This window comes from Neobacillus sp. K501 (genome assembly GCF_053749995.1).
Genome location: NZ_JBSLYA010000008.1, coordinates 91,331 through 107,831 on the forward strand (window position 1 = coordinate 91,331; position 16,501 = coordinate 107,831).

At 37.6% G+C, this 16,501-nt stretch carries 16 protein-coding genes; 10 read left to right on the forward strand and 6 right to left on the reverse strand.

The window, feature by feature from the left end; all coding sequences use genetic code 11:
- Window positions 1-29 precede the first annotated feature (29 nt).
- From cysW to ACWM35_RS17795, 3 genes are all read left to right on the forward strand, one after another.
- On the forward strand, window positions 30-869 hold the full coding sequence (gene cysW, locus ACWM35_RS17785) for a sulfate ABC transporter permease subunit CysW (protein ID WP_454820368.1): 840 nt from the start codon (window positions 30-32) through the stop codon (window positions 867-869).
- 18 nt (window positions 870-887) lie between these two features.
- A complete protein-coding gene (locus ACWM35_RS17790) occupies window positions 888-1,967 on the forward strand; it encodes a sulfate/molybdate ABC transporter ATP-binding protein (protein WP_454820189.1) in 1,080 nt (359 codons plus the stop codon).
- Between the two features lie 204 nt (window positions 1,968-2,171).
- Window positions 2,172-2,627, forward strand: coding sequence for a CoxG family protein (locus ACWM35_RS17795; RefSeq protein ID WP_454820190.1), 456 nt, complete (start codon window positions 2,172-2,174; stop codon window positions 2,625-2,627).
- Between the two features lie 118 nt (window positions 2,628-2,745).
- Here the strand turns inward: ACWM35_RS17795 and ACWM35_RS17800 are convergent, their stop codons facing one another.
- Window positions 2,746-3,177: a DUF2383 domain-containing protein gene (locus tag ACWM35_RS17800; protein ID WP_454820191.1), complete on the reverse strand. Its 432-nt coding sequence runs from the start codon at window positions 3,175-3,177 to the stop codon at window positions 2,746-2,748.
- Between the two features lie 125 nt (window positions 3,178-3,302).
- Window positions 3,303-3,905: a cell wall hydrolase gene (locus tag ACWM35_RS17805; RefSeq protein WP_454820192.1), complete on the reverse strand. Its 603-nt coding sequence runs from the start codon at window positions 3,903-3,905 to the stop codon at window positions 3,303-3,305.
- A 282-nt stretch (window positions 3,906-4,187) separates the two neighbouring features.
- On the opposite strand from ACWM35_RS17805, the gene ACWM35_RS17810 reads away from it, so the two are divergent.
- Window positions 4,188-5,192 carry an LLM class flavin-dependent oxidoreductase gene (locus ACWM35_RS17810; RefSeq protein ID WP_454820193.1) on the forward strand — a complete coding sequence of 335 codons (1,005 nt, stop codon included), beginning with the start codon at window positions 4,188-4,190 and terminating at the stop codon, window positions 5,190-5,192.
- A 70-nt stretch (window positions 5,193-5,262) separates the two neighbouring features.
- On the opposite strand, the gene ACWM35_RS17815 is transcribed toward ACWM35_RS17810, so the two are convergent.
- The gene (locus ACWM35_RS17815; RefSeq protein WP_454820194.1) at window positions 5,263-7,977 is read right to left on the reverse strand and encodes a putative bifunctional diguanylate cyclase/phosphodiesterase; all 2,715 of its coding nucleotides are present in this window, start codon (window positions 7,975-7,977) and stop codon (window positions 5,263-5,265) included.
- A gap of 195 nt (window positions 7,978-8,172) precedes the next feature.
- Between ACWM35_RS17815 and ACWM35_RS17820 the strand changes: the two genes are divergently transcribed.
- The gene (locus tag ACWM35_RS17820; protein ID WP_454820195.1) at window positions 8,173-10,131 is read left to right on the forward strand and encodes an oxidoreductase; all 1,959 of its coding nucleotides are present in this window, start codon (window positions 8,173-8,175) and stop codon (window positions 10,129-10,131) included.
- A 183-nt stretch (window positions 10,132-10,314) separates the two neighbouring features.
- Complete coding sequence (locus ACWM35_RS17825) at window positions 10,315-11,340, forward strand: threonine aldolase family protein (protein WP_454820196.1); 1,026 nt, start codon at window positions 10,315-10,317, stop codon at window positions 11,338-11,340.
- A gap of 98 nt (window positions 11,341-11,438) precedes the next feature.
- On the opposite strand, the gene ACWM35_RS17830 is transcribed toward ACWM35_RS17825, so the two are convergent.
- Window positions 11,439-11,984, reverse strand: a complete 546-nt coding sequence (locus ACWM35_RS17830) for an N-acetyltransferase family protein (RefSeq protein WP_454820197.1) — start codon at window positions 11,982-11,984, stop codon at window positions 11,439-11,441.
- Between the two features lie 173 nt (window positions 11,985-12,157).
- Here ACWM35_RS17830 and ACWM35_RS17835 point away from each other — a divergent pair, with 173 nt between their 5' ends.
- Both ACWM35_RS17835 and ACWM35_RS17840 read left to right on the forward strand, forming a co-directional pair.
- Complete coding sequence (locus ACWM35_RS17835) at window positions 12,158-12,661, forward strand: hypothetical protein (protein ID WP_454820198.1); 504 nt, start codon at window positions 12,158-12,160, stop codon at window positions 12,659-12,661.
- Window positions 12,662-12,724: 63 nt separating this feature from the next.
- The gene (locus ACWM35_RS17840) at window positions 12,725-13,579 is read left to right on the forward strand and encodes an HAD family hydrolase (RefSeq protein ID WP_454820199.1); all 855 of its coding nucleotides are present in this window, start codon (window positions 12,725-12,727) and stop codon (window positions 13,577-13,579) included.
- A gap of 37 nt (window positions 13,580-13,616) precedes the next feature.
- On the opposite strand, the gene uvsE is transcribed toward ACWM35_RS17840, so the two are convergent.
- The gene (gene uvsE / locus ACWM35_RS17845; RefSeq protein WP_454820200.1) at window positions 13,617-14,582 is read right to left on the reverse strand and encodes a UV DNA damage repair endonuclease UvsE; all 966 of its coding nucleotides are present in this window, start codon (window positions 14,580-14,582) and stop codon (window positions 13,617-13,619) included.
- Window positions 14,583-14,665: 83 nt separating this feature from the next.
- A complete protein-coding gene (locus ACWM35_RS17850) occupies window positions 14,666-15,319 on the reverse strand; it encodes a cell wall hydrolase (protein WP_454820201.1) in 654 nt (217 codons plus the stop codon).
- A 241-nt stretch (window positions 15,320-15,560) separates the two neighbouring features.
- Here ACWM35_RS17850 and ACWM35_RS17855 point away from each other — a divergent pair, with 241 nt between their 5' ends.
- Both ACWM35_RS17855 and ACWM35_RS17860 read left to right on the forward strand, forming a co-directional pair.
- On the forward strand, window positions 15,561-15,746 hold the full coding sequence (locus tag ACWM35_RS17855) for a DUF2187 family protein (protein ID WP_454820202.1): 186 nt from the start codon (window positions 15,561-15,563) through the stop codon (window positions 15,744-15,746).
- A gap of 116 nt (window positions 15,747-15,862) precedes the next feature.
- Window positions 15,863-16,501, forward strand: a complete 639-nt coding sequence (locus ACWM35_RS17860) for a response regulator transcription factor (protein ID WP_454820203.1) — start codon at window positions 15,863-15,865, stop codon at window positions 16,499-16,501.

Below are 16,501 nucleotides of genomic sequence, written 5' to 3' on the forward strand. Positions count from 1 at the left end.
GACCCTATATTATGATAATTCGTGAAAAGATGATAATTGACAACCAAATTAAACCCAGGGTAAATACTGGTGGTATTCATAAATGGCTGCTTATTTCGATTGCTCTGGTTTTTTTTGGTATATTCATTCTTGTACCTTTAATTGCAGTGTTTACAGAAGCGTTTCAAAAAGGAATGGGGTTGTATTTTTTAGCTTTGACCGAGCCGGATGCATGGGCTGCGATTAAAATAACCTTAATCACCGCAATCATTGCCGTACCAATTAACACCTTGTTTGGTATTATTGCCGCCTGGGCGATTGCAAAATTTGATTTTAAGGGTAAAAATATCCTGATTACGCTAATTGATATTCCATTTGCCGTGTCACCAGTCATTGCAGGTTTAGTATTTGTATTCTTATTTGGCTCACAGGGATTAATCGGCCCATGGCTTGAGTCAAATGATTTAAAAATTATTTTTGCGGTTCCGGGAATTATTGTGGCAACCATTTTTGTTACTTTTCCCTTTGTCGTACGAGAATTAATTCCAGTCATGCAGGAGCATGGAACAGAGGAAGAGCAGGCAGCGATTACACTCGGGGCAAACGGCTGGCAAACGTTCTTACGGGTCACCTTACCAAATATTAAATGGGGCTTACTTTACGGAGTTATCCTCTGTAATGCACGAGCGATGGGTGAGTTTGGAGCGGTTTCTGTTGTATCTGGTCACATCAGAGGTTTAACAAATACAATCCCTCTCCATGTGGAAATCTTGTACAACGAATACAACTTTACTGCAGCTTTTGCTGTTGCTTCCTTGTTAGCTCTTCTTGCGTTACTGACCTTGGTTTTAAAAAGTATTGTCGAGTGGAAAACACAGAAATACAAATAAAGAGGGGAAATGAAAGAAATGGGGATCACCATTCAAAACGTATCCAAAACGTTTGGTACGTTTGCAGCCGTTAGTCAGGTTGATTTTGAAATACCAACTGGAGGGTTTGTTGCCCTTTTAGGTCCTTCGGGTTCAGGGAAAACCACACTCCTTCGGCTTATAGCTGGATTAGAAAGGCTGGATGAAGGAAAAATTCTTTTTGATGAGGAGGATTTTACCAATAAATCAGTGAAAGAGCGCAGTGTAGGTTTTGTCTTTCAAAACTATGCATTGTTTAAGCATATGAACATATTTGAGAATATTGCCTTTGGACTGAAGGTAAAACCGCGAAAGGCTCGTCCCTCCAAGGTAGAGATAGAAGAAAAAGTGGAAGGATTATTGAAATTGATTCAACTGGAACATGTTTCAAAGCGATATCCCTCCCAGTTGTCTGGTGGACAAAGACAGCGGATTGCTTTGGCAAGGGCTTTGGCTGTTGAGCCAAAGGTGCTGCTTTTAGATGAACCATTTGGAGCACTCGATGCCAAGGTACGGCAAGAGCTGCGTCATTGGTTAAGAGAAATTCACCAAAAACTAAATATCACGACAATCTTTGTAACCCATGATCAAGAAGAAGCTCTTGAAATGGCCGATTCCGTCGTCGTGATGAATCAGGGGAAAGTTGAACAAATCGGTTCACCTGTGGAAGTATACGAGAACCCAGCTAACGCTTTCGTTTATAGCTTTTTGGGAAGAGTAAATCAATTTCATGGGGAGTCACTATTGGATCATACCTCTGGTTCCCATGACCGTATTGAATTTATTAGACCGCATGAAATCAAGCTTCGAAAAACGAAGCATGGGAATAGCATCCTTTCAGAAGTGACTCATATTCACATGATTGGTTCCACTGTGAGGATTGAATTACGGCGACTTGATACCCAAGCCTTATTTGAGGCAGAGATGAATAAAGAGCAGTATTGGGAGATAGGTCATATTAGGAAAGGGGATATTCTTTATGCGGAATTCAAGAATGTCGTTATTTTTGGTGGAAACATGGGAAAGAATCGTGTTTTTGAGAGTGAGGAGTTAGCTGCTAAAAGAAGTAATTTTATTTAAGTAATGTGTCAAAATGGTAGTAGTAAACAAACATTTGTTTTTGAAGCTTATAAAAAATAACACGATAATTCTATTAAGACCTCTGCGAGTAAAGGGAGGTCTTTTTATTTTTCGCTGGAAAATTCATTAAAATTACTCCTGAATAACCAAAAAACATCATAAATATGGATTAAGAAAGATCGAACCTTCAATGGAGGGGATAATTTGAAGATCGAAGTCAAACATACCTTTGGGCTCCCGAGGAACATTGTATGGAAGTATATGAGGGATGAAGTGGTTCTAAAAAGCTCAATCCCGAATTGTAGATCTTTTCTTGAAGTTACAAAGGGGTCATATCAAGCGGAAATAGATATTCGACTTGGTCCGATAAAAGATATTTTTAAATTAGAGGTCAGGATTGTAAAAGAAAAGCATCCATCGTTTTATCAATTGCTGGTGAAGGGAAAGAGCAAAATTGGAGAAATAAAAGGTATAGCAATAATCCAAATAAATGAAGCTAGTACATTAACAGGCAAGGCAGATGTAGAGATGACAGGAACAATCGCAGCCGCCTCAGACCTTATCCTAAATAATCGAAACAAGGGAATAGAGAAATTTTTTCAAACAGTTGAAAGAGAAATAAAGAAAAAACTATATCTACAGCGCCGAGGTAAGCATTGAATGTATAGGGAACGAAATTTATCACCATTAAGTAACAAATAATAATATTATGTAAACTACTCTGAGTTAGCTTTTAAAAAAAAGGGGATATCTGTCGTTACTGGTCAAATATCCTCTATTAGTTTGCCAGTAAATTTTCTAATTGTACGGCATGTTTTCTACTAGTATCAATGACTTCCTCGGCTAGTTGTCTGCTTTCCGGATCAAGATCCCCCTTAACAAGTTCTTCAGAATACTGAACACCGTAGTTGACCATTCCATTTATTGCATCTTCAATCATTTTTGAGGAATCTTCAGGAAGCATTACTTTATGCATAAAACTATGTATTGATCCTGAGAAGCCTTCGTCGTCTGCAGGTAATCCCCCAAGATTCTGAATACGTTCTGCTAATTTTTGAGCATTTTGCTTAACCTCTTGCTGCATCGACTGTAAGTGTTTTTTAAGTTCAAGATCCTCGGTTTTTTGAATATAATGTTCAAGCGAACGAATCCCCATGTAGGTCCCTCTTAATAATGTATTTAATTCCTCAACAATGGTTTCATTTGTCAATAAGATCACTTCCTTTAACTCTATTATGATCCTTTTAAATGAGTTTATGTTTGGAAGGATTAATAGTGAGGATGTTTTTTTTTGTAAATTCTTACACGAAAATTAACTATGAAAAATAACAAAGCTTATTTTTTAAAAACATGCGAATCTATAACAACCGTAGTTTCTCTAGAATCCAGCCAACGACTGGTGGCAATGGCGGGATTATAGAAAAATAATGCTCCCGGTGCAAGCTCACGCTGGTCAGTTAAAGCAGCATTGACTGCCCTAATCGATTCTTCATCGGCAGGCTTATTAATGGCTCCATTTTGAACAGGTTGAAACTGCCCGTCCTGATAAATGACATCCTTCACAGAGTCAGGAAACTGTGGATGTTCGACTCGATTAAGAACAACACAAGCGACGGCAACTTTTCCTTCGAATGTTTCCGTTTGCGCCTCTGCTCTTACTAATCTCGCTAGCAAATCTCTTTCACTTTCTGAAAGGGGATTATTCACTATTTCCTGAGCACTTGAGTTGTCGGTCCCGATGAGATTTACGTTTTGGCCAACATAAACGAGATTAAGGTTCGGTATTTGTGGATTTACTTCTGCTAATTGTTGCAAAGTTAAGTTATGTAATTTGGCAATCTGGCTCATGGTGTCACCAGTTTTCACAGTATAAGCAAATGCTGGAGAGGTCATTAACAACGATGCCAAAAATGTGAGTAGAATAATCAGTTTTTTCATAATTCGAATCCTCCTAGGTTAAATTGAATCTCTGATACAACTCTATTTCTATGATCATAAAAAATAGAATAGTATTACAGGAGAAAGACAGTTTCTTTACATAGTAGTAATAGGGGGATTCTTCCATTTTTTAAAGAAGGGGGTTTTCGATAGAAATGGAGTATTGGCCATTTAGAAATGACATAAAATAAGGCAGGATGGATTTACGCTGAGCAATTCAGTTTGTATCCTGTACCTGAATTGTTACTATAGAGATATCTTCAAATTGAAAGGAAAATTAATATGGCTGACATTCATATACCTTTATCCATACTAAATTTAGCTCCAATCCGCAAAGGACAGACCCCAAGTGAGGCAATTGAGTCTATGGTCGACTTAGCCCAAGCAACAGAATCCATGGGCTACAAACGCTATTGGATTGCTGAGCATCATAATAGTCCAACACTTGTTAGTTCAGCAACGGTGATCCTAATTAAGCATGTTTTAGAGCACACAACCTCGATTCGTGTTGGGTCAGGCGGGATAATGCTGCCAAACCATTCTCCATTAGTGGTGGCCGAACAATTTGGGACAATGGCAACGATTTACCCTAATCGGGTGGAGCTGGGACTTGGCCGCGCACCTGGGACTGATATGATGACTGCCAATGCGTTAAGACGTTCAAAAAATGATTCTGTCTATACATTCCCTGATGATGTTCAATCTTTGCTAACCTATTTTGGTCCAGCAGAACAACAAGGATACGTAAAATCCTATCCGGGTGTAGGGACAAATATACCCATTTATATTCTTGGTTCTTCCACTGATTCTGCTTATTTAGCAGCAAAATTAGGATTACCATATGTCTTTGCTGCTCATTTTGCACCAAGATTTATGGAAGAAGCGATTTCTATTTATCGAAGCCGATTCCAGCCCTCCGAGTACTTGGATAAGCCATATATGATGGTGTGTTTAAACGTGATTGCAGCGGAAACCGATGATGAGGCAAAATTCTTATCCTCTTCGATGCAGCAATTTTTCTTGAATGTGGTTCGCGGCTCGCAAAATCCACTTAGTCCTCCTGTTGAAAGTATGGCTGGGCTTTGGAGTCCTGCCGAAGAGGAAATGGCTAAATCGATGTCAAGTGTGACACTGTTGGGAAACAAAGAATCGGTCCGCCAACAACTAACGGGATTTCAAGAATTGTATAATGTGGATGAAATCATGGCTGTTTCTTATATTTATGATCCTGAAAAACAAAAACGCTCTTATGAAATTTTTAAAGAAGTAGTAGATGGAAAAGAATAGAACTTGGTTAAATTGGCTTTTTATTGTATGTTTCATAGGCGAGGCACCGAAAAGGGTGCCTCTTTTTAGTCTATAAAAAAATATTTTTAATATTTGATTGTAGAAGTAGCGGTAACATTTTCTCTTTTGGCACAGGCGGGCTATAATAATAGCCCTGAGCTATAAAGCAGTTATTTTCTCGAAGGAAGCGAATTTGTTGTTCATTTTCAACACCTTCCGCGATGACACTGAAATTCAGGTTTCTTCCCATGTCAATAATTGTCTTAACCAAAATACCGCCATTATTATTTAAGATGTCATGAATAAAAGAACGATCTATTTTGACACTGTCAACTGGAAGATGGGACAGATAGCTTAAAGATGAATAGCCAGTTCCAAAATCATCAAGTGAAAGCTGAATTCCTAAGTCTTTTAGTTCATTCAGAATGAGCGATGACTCGTTTATATTTTGCATCACACTTTCAGTAATTTCTAATTCTAAACAGGATGGATCCAGTTGAGTTTCCTGTAGGACTTTAAACACCGTCCCAACAATATCAGAATTAAGTTGACGGGCAGAAACATTAACGGAAATCGGAATGCATGGCACTCCAAATTTCTGCCATTCTTTATTTTGTTGACAAGCAGTTTTTAATACCCACTCACCAATAGAAATAATCAGGCCCGATTCTTCAGCGAGAGGTATAAACTCTAAGGGAGATATATTGCCGAGTATAGGGTGGTTCCAACGAATCAATGCCTCCATCCCAATGATTTTTCCAGTGGTTAACTCCACTTTAGGCTGATAGTGAAGGGACAATTCATGTTTTTCAATTGCCCGTCTTAAATAATTTTCTAATTTCATTTTTCTTGAATGGATTTTTTCTAGCCCAGTGGTATATACATAAAAATTATTTTTCCCCCGATCCTTCGCGTAGTACATCGCCAAATCGGCTTTCTTAATTAATTCATCTTCTGTATTCCCGTGATCTGGAAACAAACTAATACCAATACTTGGTGTGATAAAAATTTCATGCCCCTCAAGCAAAAAAGGTCTGGTAAATAACTCAATTACCTCTTTTGCTAGGTTCTCGTACTCTGAATTCTGATCAGATGGGAGGACGATAGTAAACTCATCTCCACCGATACGGGATATGATTGGATGGTCATTTAACAAAGTTTTTAATCGTTCCGATACCGCTTGAAGGAGAAGATCGCCAATATGGTGTCCAAGTGAATCATTGATAGTTTTAAAGCGATCTAAGTCCATAAACATCACTGCAAGCTTCTTTTGATTTTCCGAAGCACGAACCATTTCTTGATTTAAACGCTTATAAAATAAATTACGATTAGGTAATCGGGTAAGATCGTCATAGTAGGCCATATATTCGATCTGTTCTTCTGCTTTCTTATGCTCTGTGATATCGGTGAAAACTCCATTTATTTTTATTAATTGTCCCTGATCATCTAGGATCGGAGTTCTAAGCAATTGTATCCATTTAATTTGTTTACCCGGCAAGATTGTTCGAAACACGTGTAAGGAAGTTTTAGTAATCGCTTGTGATATCGTAAGGTCAATTTCATCAGCCACTTCTTTGTCCTCTGGATGGACGGCTTCTTTCCAAAGTAAATGGTTTCTTTGCAAATCTTCGGTGGGAAAGCCGAAGATCTTTTCAACGCCAGGTGAGGTTATGATTTTTTTCGTTTGTAAGTCTATTGACATGATTACGGCGTCCAGGTTATTAAAAACGTCATTTAATTGCTGTTCTTTTTCCGAGAGGTTTTGATTCATCGTTTGCAATTCAAGATTTTTATTGAGGAGGTCTTCTGTTAGTTCTTCTTGTTTGAATAACAGCTTTTCATTATAGGTTAATGTTATTACCAACCTTATCATTAATAGAACAATGACAAACGCTAATCCATAGGTCAACACTTCCATAATCTGATAATGTTTACGAATGGTAAACACTAGCAGTATGGTTACAGAAAATAAGGAGAGAAAATGCCGAGAACGATGATGTTGAATTTCTTTTTGAAGTTCTCCAGTCGATACATTAGCATATAATCCGGCTAACCCAACAAGCATATTAGATAATGCCCATAAGGGATCAATAAAATTTCCTGAATTATAACTATTATTAATCACCAGATAGGAAAATGATGAATTCACAATAAAATTGATTAAAAATCCGAAAATGATTAATAAGAAGGATTTTCTTGGAATGGTAGCATCAGATATTAAGAATAAACTTAACGCACTCGATAATAGAAACAAGTCTCCAATCGGGTACCCTAAATATGTGATATTAAATAATACACTATTAGAATCTAGGGATTTAAATGCTGGATGAATAATGAATTCCCAATTCAAGACAACAGCAACTACCATAACAATCACCGTATCAATAAAAAAGCGAATAGTTGTAAATGAATGTTTAAAAAAATACATCCTTGTGCCAAAAGCAAATATATAGAAAACATATTGTAATAGCCAAAATAAATCTGCCCAGCTTGGATATGGTGGTGTAAGTTGTAAAAATAATTCATAATAATTCCAAATTGCTTCTCCAATAATGAAAGATAAACAACCAATTGCTAAAAATAACCAAAATGACCGATTTTTATTTTTAGTATTATTGTACGTATGGAACAACCAAAAGAATGCGATAATCGGAGCGGTTATTTGTAATAGATCAGAACCAATAGTGAGAATTTCTTTATTATCTTTAAATAAAATGATCCAAAAATAATAGAGGAAGACGTAGACAAGAATAGTAATCGGAGGAAGTTTCCTGTGAGTATACATATTTTATATCTCCTTTTACCCTCTGAATAAAATTAGTATATCCTCCGAAGGAATTTGGCAATATTAAAAACTTTTTCCAAGAATAATTGAAAAGTTGTCACCTCAAATTCACATAATCCTTTGCTCCTTTTCATTATAATATTTACTGTACATATAATTGTGAAGTAGTGAGCAATACAAGAGGAGGCTTTCTAAATGAAGTACCAACATCTATTTGAAGCGGGTAGTATTGGTAAATTACGATTGAAGAATCGGATTGTCATGCCTGGAATGGGAACCAACTTGGCCGGTCCCAATGGAGAAGTGAGCGATCACCAAATTCGTTACTATGAAGAAAGAGCCAAGGGAGGAACGGGGTTAATTATCGTTGAATTTACTTCCATTGATTATGAGTTAGGTAAGGGAATGGTAAATCAATTACGAATTGACGAAGATCGTTTTATTCCCGGAATCCATCGATTAGCCAATGTGGTACATAAATATGGCGCAAAAATTTTCGTTCAACTACACCATGCAGGCCGAGAGTCCAATTCGATGCTGACAGGCGGTAAGCAAATAGTTGCTCCTAGCCCTGTTACCTGTAGGGCGATTGGGGAAGAACCAAGAGAATTAACCCATTCTGAAGTGAAAGAAATCGTGAATAAATTTGTTAAGGGTGCTATCCGCTGTAAAAATGCGGGAGTAGACGGAGTCGAGCTGCATGGTGCACATGGCTACCTTATAAACCAGTTTTTAAGCCCCAATACCAATTTGCGTACCGATGAGTATGGCGGTTTCTTTGAGAATAGAATGAGATTTTTAGAAGAAATTGTTACAGGGATTAAAGATAAATGTGGCGAGGATTTCCCGGTATCTGTCAGACTTAGTATTGATGAGTTTGAAGAGGGTGGAACAGATGTGGAGCTGAGTAAGAAGATTGGTCGCTATTTAGAAAAAATCGGAGTAAATGCCATCCATGCTAGCTGTGGTAATTATAATTCAATGGATAAAATCATTGAATCGATGATGTTCGAGCAGGGCTGGAGAGTGTATTTGGCAGAGGCGATCAAGAAAGAAGTGAATATTCCTGTCATTACAGTTGGAGTCATCCGTGAACCAGAATTTGCCGAAAGCATTCTTGCCGAGGGACGGGCCGATTTTATTGCAATGGGTCGCTCTCATATAGCTGATCCAGAGTGGGCGAAAAAGGCGTTAGAAGGCCGTGAGAAGGAAATTCGAAAGTGTATCTGTTGTCTATATTGTACCCGGTCACAAGCACATGTTCAGTGCTCGGTCAATGTGAGAGCAGGACGTGAATTAGAATTTCCAGAAATAATATCGATTGATGAAAAACGTACTGTAGCCGTCGTTGGCGGCGGCCCAGCTGGAATGGAAGTGGCGAGGGTCCTTTCCTTAAAAGGCTATTCGGTAACGATATTTGAAAGGGATTATAAGCTTGGCGGGCAATTGAATCTTGTGACAACACCAGTTGCAAAAGAGAAAATGAACTGGATCATCGAGTATTTAAGCAACGAAATGGTACGGTTACAAGTGGATGTTCGATTAAATACAGAAGCTTCCGTTGATACTATTCAGTCGTTACAGCCTTATGCCGTTTTCTTAGCAACAGGAGCGAAACCGATTATTTTGGATGTTGAGGGAAGCAGTTTGTCGTTTGTCAGTGATTATGAAGATGTATTATTGGAACGCAAGGAGTTTGAAAACCAAAATATTGCCGTGATTGGCAGTGGGATGGTTTGTTATAGTGTCACAAGTAAGCTTGCAAAAAAGGGGAACAAGGTAACTTTGATCGATATTCCGACTGCCACGGGGGAAAAAGTTTCTCCACATACAAAAGCAATGTTTATGAATCGGTTGAAAAAGGCAAATGTGGAGGTTATGGAGGGGCAAAAGGTAAAGAGGATCCAATCTAATTCCATTTTATTCGAGGGTGAAGTGGATATGGAAGTTGATCATGTCGTTTTTTCTATGGGTACAGAAGCTTACAATCCTTTAGAAAAAACTTTTCTAAACCATTTTGAAAATGTTTTTGTCATCGGTGACGCCAACGATCCTGGTTCCATCAGCAACGCGATCAAAGATGGATTTGAAAAAGCATATGTCATCGAATCACTAGTCACCCACAAGGAGAAAGAGGAGGTGGGTAGTTTCTAAATTAAGATGATTGCTTGTCAGTTTAACAAAGCTAAATGTTAGGTATGTTATCGTTATTGCATCCTTACTACAATTGACTTCTTCCTTTCGGATTCTCTTTTTTTGTGTATGATTGGAAAGTTTGAGTATAATAGAAGAAACTTTTCTGATGAAGAGACACTTAGTGAGGGCGGGGGAAAATCATTGTACAGCTTTAAAAACGATTATAGTGAAGGAGCACATCCAAGGATTCTGAATGCATTAGTAGAAACGAACCTGGAGCAGGAGGACGGCTATGGAGAAGATCGATATACTCAACAAGCGATTGGATTTTTAAAAGAACGAATGGGAAGTCCAGATGTTGATATTCACTTATTTTCAGGTGGGACACAAACTAATCTTATCGCTATTTCAGCTTTCCTAAGACCTCATGAGGCAGCAATGGCAGCTAGTAGCGGCCATATTCTTGGTCATGAGACAGGTGCAATTGAAGCTACTGGCCATAAAATCTTATCGATTGAATCGAAGGATGGGAAACTTACGCCATTACAATTAAAGGAAGTTTTGGATACACATACCGATGAGCATATGGTAAAGCTGAAACTCGTGTACATATCGAATTCTACAGAAATTGGATCTATCTACTCAAAGATTGAACTGGAACGGTTACGGGAATTCTGTGATGGAAATAACCTTTTATTATTTATGGATGGTGCTAGACTAGGATCTGCATTGTGTTCGGAAGAAAGCGATCTTGTGCTAAGTGATCTTCCATCCCTTGTTGATGCTTTCTATATTGGCGGGACAAAGAATGGAGCTCTTTTGGGTGAGGCTTTAGTGATTTGCCGAGATTCGTTGAAAGAGGATTTTCGCTACCATATGAAGCAAAAAGGAGCCCTTCTTGCTAAAGGGAGACTGCTTGGCACCCAATTTCTTGAACTTTTTCGAGACAATCTGTTCTTTGATCTGGCAAGACATGCTAATAAAATGGCAGCTTTGCTGAAAGAGGAACTAATTAGTTTAAATATAAAGTTTCTCACCCATTCGCCATCCAATCAGCTTTTTCCTATTTTGCCTCATTCCATTATAAATGAGCTTCAGAGCAAGTATGCATTTCATATTTGGGAGAAAGTTGATAACGAGCACTCTGTGATTCGCCTCGTGACATCTTGGGCAACAAAAGAGGAAGCCGTATTAGCTTTTATAGAAGACTTAAAAAAATTTTACTAATTTTCGCTAAAGGGTGCCGTAAAGGCAGCCTTTTTTAAATTTCGGTCAGAATCAACTTTGATTCTAACCGAAAAATGTGCTATTCAAAAATTCGCTGGCTAAAGATTAAGTCTTCCCATGATAATGGTGTTGTAAAATTTACCATCTGAAAGGATTTTATCATTTCTTAGTACACCTTCAATTTCAAAGCCAAGTTTGTTATATAGCTTTATGGCATTATCATTTGTTTCTAAAACATTTAAGGTGATTTTTTTTATATCATGAGAATCTGCCCAATGAATAGTTTCTTTTAAGAGGTTTTTTCCAATGCTGTATCCCCAAAACTCTTTCAATACACATACTCCGAATTCAACTTTATGAGAAAATCTTTTTAAAGGATGGCCTTCACATCTTGAAAACCCAACAATACGATCATTTACTACCACAACTAAGAACAAATTTCTTTTTTCTTTCGTATCCTTCCTAATAATTTGTTGGAATCCTTCTTCATCGATGAATGCTTCCCCTGGTTCCCTGTCTAAATTTTCTGTCTCACCATCAATTTGTAGTCTTAAATCCGATAGCACTTTTGCATCTTCTTCCATTGCAGATCTAATACTATAATGCATGCCTTTTACATCAAATTCTTGTGAATTAATAATCATAATGATCTCCAGTCAGAAAATAGTTATCGTTAAAACAGTCTCCGTTGATTCAATTCAACAACGATAGTTTATCATGTTTTATACCGCGGCTCGAACAAATATTGATCGCTTCTCCCAAATTGTTATAAAATTAGTATAATAATAGATTATGTTTCATATGTGGAGGAACGGTTATGGTTGCAGTAAAATCAGTCAAAATTGATGGTGAGAATATTCACTTATTTAATAGTGCTATCTATATTTTTGAATCCATTACGGGCTCTACGTTATCACTAGATATGATCGTAAGTGAGGTCACGGTTAAAAAATATCAAAAGGAAGAAACTTTGATTATCGAGATCGAATTAGAGGACGGGAGAATCATTCATTCCATCATGAATGTTAAAATTCTGCCAGGAGGATTACCGCAACTAAATTTATTCAGTGACCTTGGTGATGAGGATGACTACATGGATTTTGAACGGGTTAATGAAAATGATTCATGGTTTCCAAATATCGAAGAGGGAATCACGATAGAAGCAATCAGGAAAGTGGAAATGCCCCTTGAAGATATGAACCTAAAACTAAAACTGCCAATTGATCAGGTGGAATGGTTGAAAAAGCAAAAAAAGAAAGACGTAAATGAATTATTTAAAGAAATGCTATATGATATTTGGAAAGCAAAGGATCTTAAATGATCGTTTGAGGTCAGAGATTCCCAGGTGTATACTTACTCTTATACATAGCAGGGGGTTATAGTAGTGGAAATTAGAACAAAGGCAATTTTTCTAGATATGGATGGAACGATCCTAAATCATAATAATCAAGTTAGTATTCGGACGAAAGAAATCATTGATGTGATTCGGAGCAAAGGTATCTATGTTTTCATCGCTACAGGCAGAGCTTTTAATGAAGTAGCGGGTGTTGTACCTCAGGGCTTTCAAGTAGATGGACTCGTTACCTCCAATGGAATGGCAGGGTATGTGGATGACGAGATTGTTTTTAAACATTCCCTCTCAAGAGAGTTGGTAGAAATCGTGATTGAAAAAGCGAGAGAAAACAAGGTTTACTATGAACTTTTTCCATATGGAACTCCTCGTGTAACATTAAAACAGGACCAGGCTTACGTGGAAGATGAAATTAGAGAACCGAAGCCAGAATCAGTGGGAATCAATGAGTGGATTTCACGGAAACAAGCAATCAAAGAGGAAATTGCCTGGAAAGAGCAAGTTGAGGGAAATGAATTTTCCAAGTTTTATTTCTTTGCTAGGACAAAAGAACATATCAACCAGTGGAAAGAAGAACTTGAACGATTGAAAGAAGAGCTAGACTTTTCAACGTCGATTTCTTCAGAACATAATGTCGAACTGATGGTAGCGAATGTTCACAAAGCAACAGGGATTCAACAGATGTTAAACCACTTTCATTTGTCGGAGTCTGAAATCTTGGCAATTGGTGATAGTGACAATGATTTGCCGATGTTACAGCATGCCCATTATGCCGTTGCGATGAAAAATGCACCCGACCGCATCAAAGAATTTGCCGATGAGGTAACGGATTTCACCTGCGATGAAGACGGAGTTTTCTATTATTTGAAATCGAAATTTAATTTGTAAAGATCAAAGGAGATAAATTCAAATGATTTATCTCCTTTTACTTCAAATAAAACGAAGAGCCGTCGATGATTTCTATATCCTCTCGTTTTTTTATATCATCAATTAATTGGTAGAGTGCTTGGTCTTTATTTTTAGCCTCAATCATGCAGTCTATTTGAGGGACACTGCCCCTAATTACATTTAAGAATTGAAAAAACATATCAATGTCTACGGTATCCGCATGATGTCGAAATGCTTTATCACTTTTCGGACTTGAAATGTGCATTTTAATCGGAAGTGGGGAGTTCTTCCACGTGTGCACGATCCGGTCCCAATTTACTTCCCAGTTTGGATATTGATGATGTGCGAGGTGATGGTGATAATCAAACACCAGTGGGATTTCTAATTTTTCGCATAAGTATAAAGTGTCTTCAAGCGTGAAGGAAGTATCGTCATTTTCCAGCATAATCATTTTTTGAATCGATTTTGGGACATCCATCCAATTTTCCACAAATCGCTCGAGTGACAACTCAGTTTCTTTATAATTACCGCCAACATGCATGACACAACGGTGTGTTGCGTCAATCCGCATTCCTTTTAACAGTAAGTAATGTAGTTTTAGTGTCTGAATCGAATTTTTAAATATATGTGGCTGCGGGGAATTGATGAGTACGAAATGATCCGGATGAAAATCAATTCGCATCTTATGTAAGTTAGCATAGTCCCCAATTTCTCGCAGCATTTCCTTTAAAGGTTGCATATAATTCCAATCCAATAGTTCCTCATGATTAGCTAAAGGAATCAGCCGAGAAGTCAATCGGTAAAAATGTATTTCTGAAGCAGCATTATGCTTAAGCAGCCGCAGTGTATTTTGCAAATTCGATAACGCAATCCTTTCCAACTTGCGGAGTGCTGCATCCCGATCGTCAATTTTTTGAAACTGAGCAAACGTCATCGTTTGCGAAGGAGATGCATTCTTTAGCTCCATGCTCATTGCTACATATCCGAGACGTACAATCGTCATTTTTTCCACCTCGCTATTAGTATGTGGAAAGAAACAGGCACCATCCAAAAATTTGGATGGTGCCTGCACGAGTAAGAAAAGTTTTATTTTGCAAATACATGATTACCGATCGTAGTCACTACTTCACGTGTGCGGATCCAGTTATCAGTTGCAATGTCTGGGTTATAAAAATAAATACAATCATTTAAACGTTCTTGTCGCGTTAAGGATTCTTCCACTGCTCGAATGGCCTCATCGGATGCAGGATTCTTGATTTCACCATTTTGTACAGGTGAAAAGGCAAAAGCATCCCCGACCACTTCATTGATCACTCCAGTTATAGTATTAGGAAAATGGGGTGATTCCACCCGATTTAAAACCACCGTCGCAACGGCCACTTTACCCTCATAAGATTCACCCTTTGCCTCTGCTTCTACTAATCTAGCAAATAAATCTTTTTCTTCATCTGAAATCGAAACAGCTGGCGCAACTGGTGCTGATTCTGTCACCTCAGTTGGCTCTGGTTGAACGTCAGTTTGTTCATTTCCTAATATTTCTCTTATATATATCCAATCTACATGTCCTGTATTTTCTGGGTTATTATCATCCACTATTAAACCAGCTGGGTTATCAAAATCCCAAAAATAATCATTTGTGATCACTTGATTTTCACTCATTGCATTAGCTGTATTATTTATCCCTATAAAGGCAATTGTAGCTGCACAAGCTACAACGAGTTTTTTCTTGATGTTTTTCATGTGTCGCTACCTCCTGTTATCTCGTATGTATCTACCCTAACATGGGCTAGTCCAAGAGATACAGAACGATAGAGTTACATTTCATTTAATTTAGATGAAAAACATTACAAGACGGGAGGGTTTATGACATTGCTACTGGGAATTTGACATATTTAAACCAATAAAACGTAACAGAAGAATTAATTACCATTGAAAAGTATTTTTTGGTTGTAATTGGTTATTCTATTATCGGGGTGATGAAATGGCGAATGCAAAACTTGGTGATAATATTTCCTTTAAACGTGATGGAGAAACGCATGATGGTACGGTTACGGGAGTAAGAGAAAATTCGGTAATTGTCCAGTATGGTTATTCCAAAGTGAAAGATGAACCACTGACAACAATTGTTAATCACAAGAATTACAAAATAACGAAATCAAATTCATAATAAGAATGGATTCAGGCCTCGTGTATAAAATACACCAGGCCTGTTATTTTTTTGCCAAATTAAGTGGGGGCGGCTGTCGTTCTAGATGCTATAATGGCATTTAAGGATGTGATTTTATGAATATCAAAGTGATAATTGCGGACGATAATTCTTTTATTCGAGAAGGGCTAAAGATCATTCTTTCCACCTATAATGAGTTTGAAGTTGTGGATACTGTAAATGATGGTAAAGAAGCGGTGGATTACTGTCTAAAAAATAAGGTTGATGTTGCTTTGCTAGATGTTCGAATGCCGAAAATGAATGGTGTGGAAGCGACGAAGCTGATATGCGAACAAACGAACACCAAGCCTATTATATTAACTACCTTTGATGATGATGAATACATTCTTGATGCGATCAAATATGGGGCAAAAGGGTATTTGTTAAAAAACAATGACCCTGAACAAATTCGTGATGCCATTAAGAGTGTTTTTAACGGGAACAGCATTATACAGGATGTTATTTTAGAAAAAATAAAGACAAATTTAACGGAAAATAAAACAACCGAAACAAAAATCGATATGAAGCCATTTACCGAAAGAGAACGAGAAATTATGTCGTTGATTGCAAGAGGATTTTCCAATAAAGCGATCTCAAAGGAATTATTTATTTCTGAAGGCACCGTTGCAAACTATATCACTTCGATCCTAGGCAAAACTGGACTTGAGCACCGAACGCAAATAGCGATTTACTTTATCACGGGGAAAGTTGAATAA

What these genes read in the sequence shown, in the direction of transcription:
- ACWM35_RS17860 (WP_454820203.1), top strand. Translation starts at nt 15,863, where the DNA reads ATGAATATCAAAGTGATAATTGCGGACGATAATTCTTTTATTCGAGAA.
- ACWM35_RS17820 (WP_454820195.1), top strand. Translation starts at nt 8,173, where the DNA reads ATGAAGTACCAACATCTATTTGAAGCGGGTAGTATTGGTAAATTACGA.
- ACWM35_RS17810 (WP_454820193.1), top strand. Translation starts at nt 4,188, where the DNA reads ATGGCTGACATTCATATACCTTTATCCATACTAAATTTAGCTCCAATC.
- ACWM35_RS17850 (WP_454820201.1), bottom strand. Translation starts at nt 15,319, where the DNA reads ATGAAAAACATCAAGAAAAAACTCGTTGTAGCTTGTGCAGCTACAATT.
- ACWM35_RS17805 (WP_454820192.1), bottom strand. Translation starts at nt 3,905, where the DNA reads ATGAAAAAACTGATTATTCTACTCACATTTTTGGCATCGTTGTTAATG.
- ACWM35_RS17835 (WP_454820198.1), top strand. Translation starts at nt 12,158, where the DNA reads ATGGTTGCAGTAAAATCAGTCAAAATTGATGGTGAGAATATTCACTTA.
- ACWM35_RS17855 (WP_454820202.1), top strand. Translation starts at nt 15,561, where the DNA reads ATGGCGAATGCAAAACTTGGTGATAATATTTCCTTTAAACGTGATGGA.
- uvsE (WP_454820200.1), bottom strand. Translation starts at nt 14,582, where the DNA reads ATGACGATTGTACGTCTCGGATATGTAGCAATGAGCATGGAGCTAAAG.
- ACWM35_RS17790 (WP_454820189.1), top strand. Translation starts at nt 888, where the DNA reads ATGGGGATCACCATTCAAAACGTATCCAAAACGTTTGGTACGTTTGCA.
- cysW (WP_454820368.1), top strand. Translation starts at nt 30, where the DNA reads ATGATAATTGACAACCAAATTAAACCCAGGGTAAATACTGGTGGTATT.
- ACWM35_RS17830 (WP_454820197.1), bottom strand. Translation starts at nt 11,984, where the DNA reads ATGATTATTAATTCACAAGAATTTGATGTAAAAGGCATGCATTATAGT.
- ACWM35_RS17815 (WP_454820194.1), bottom strand. Translation starts at nt 7,977, where the DNA reads ATGTATACTCACAGGAAACTTCCTCCGATTACTATTCTTGTCTACGTC.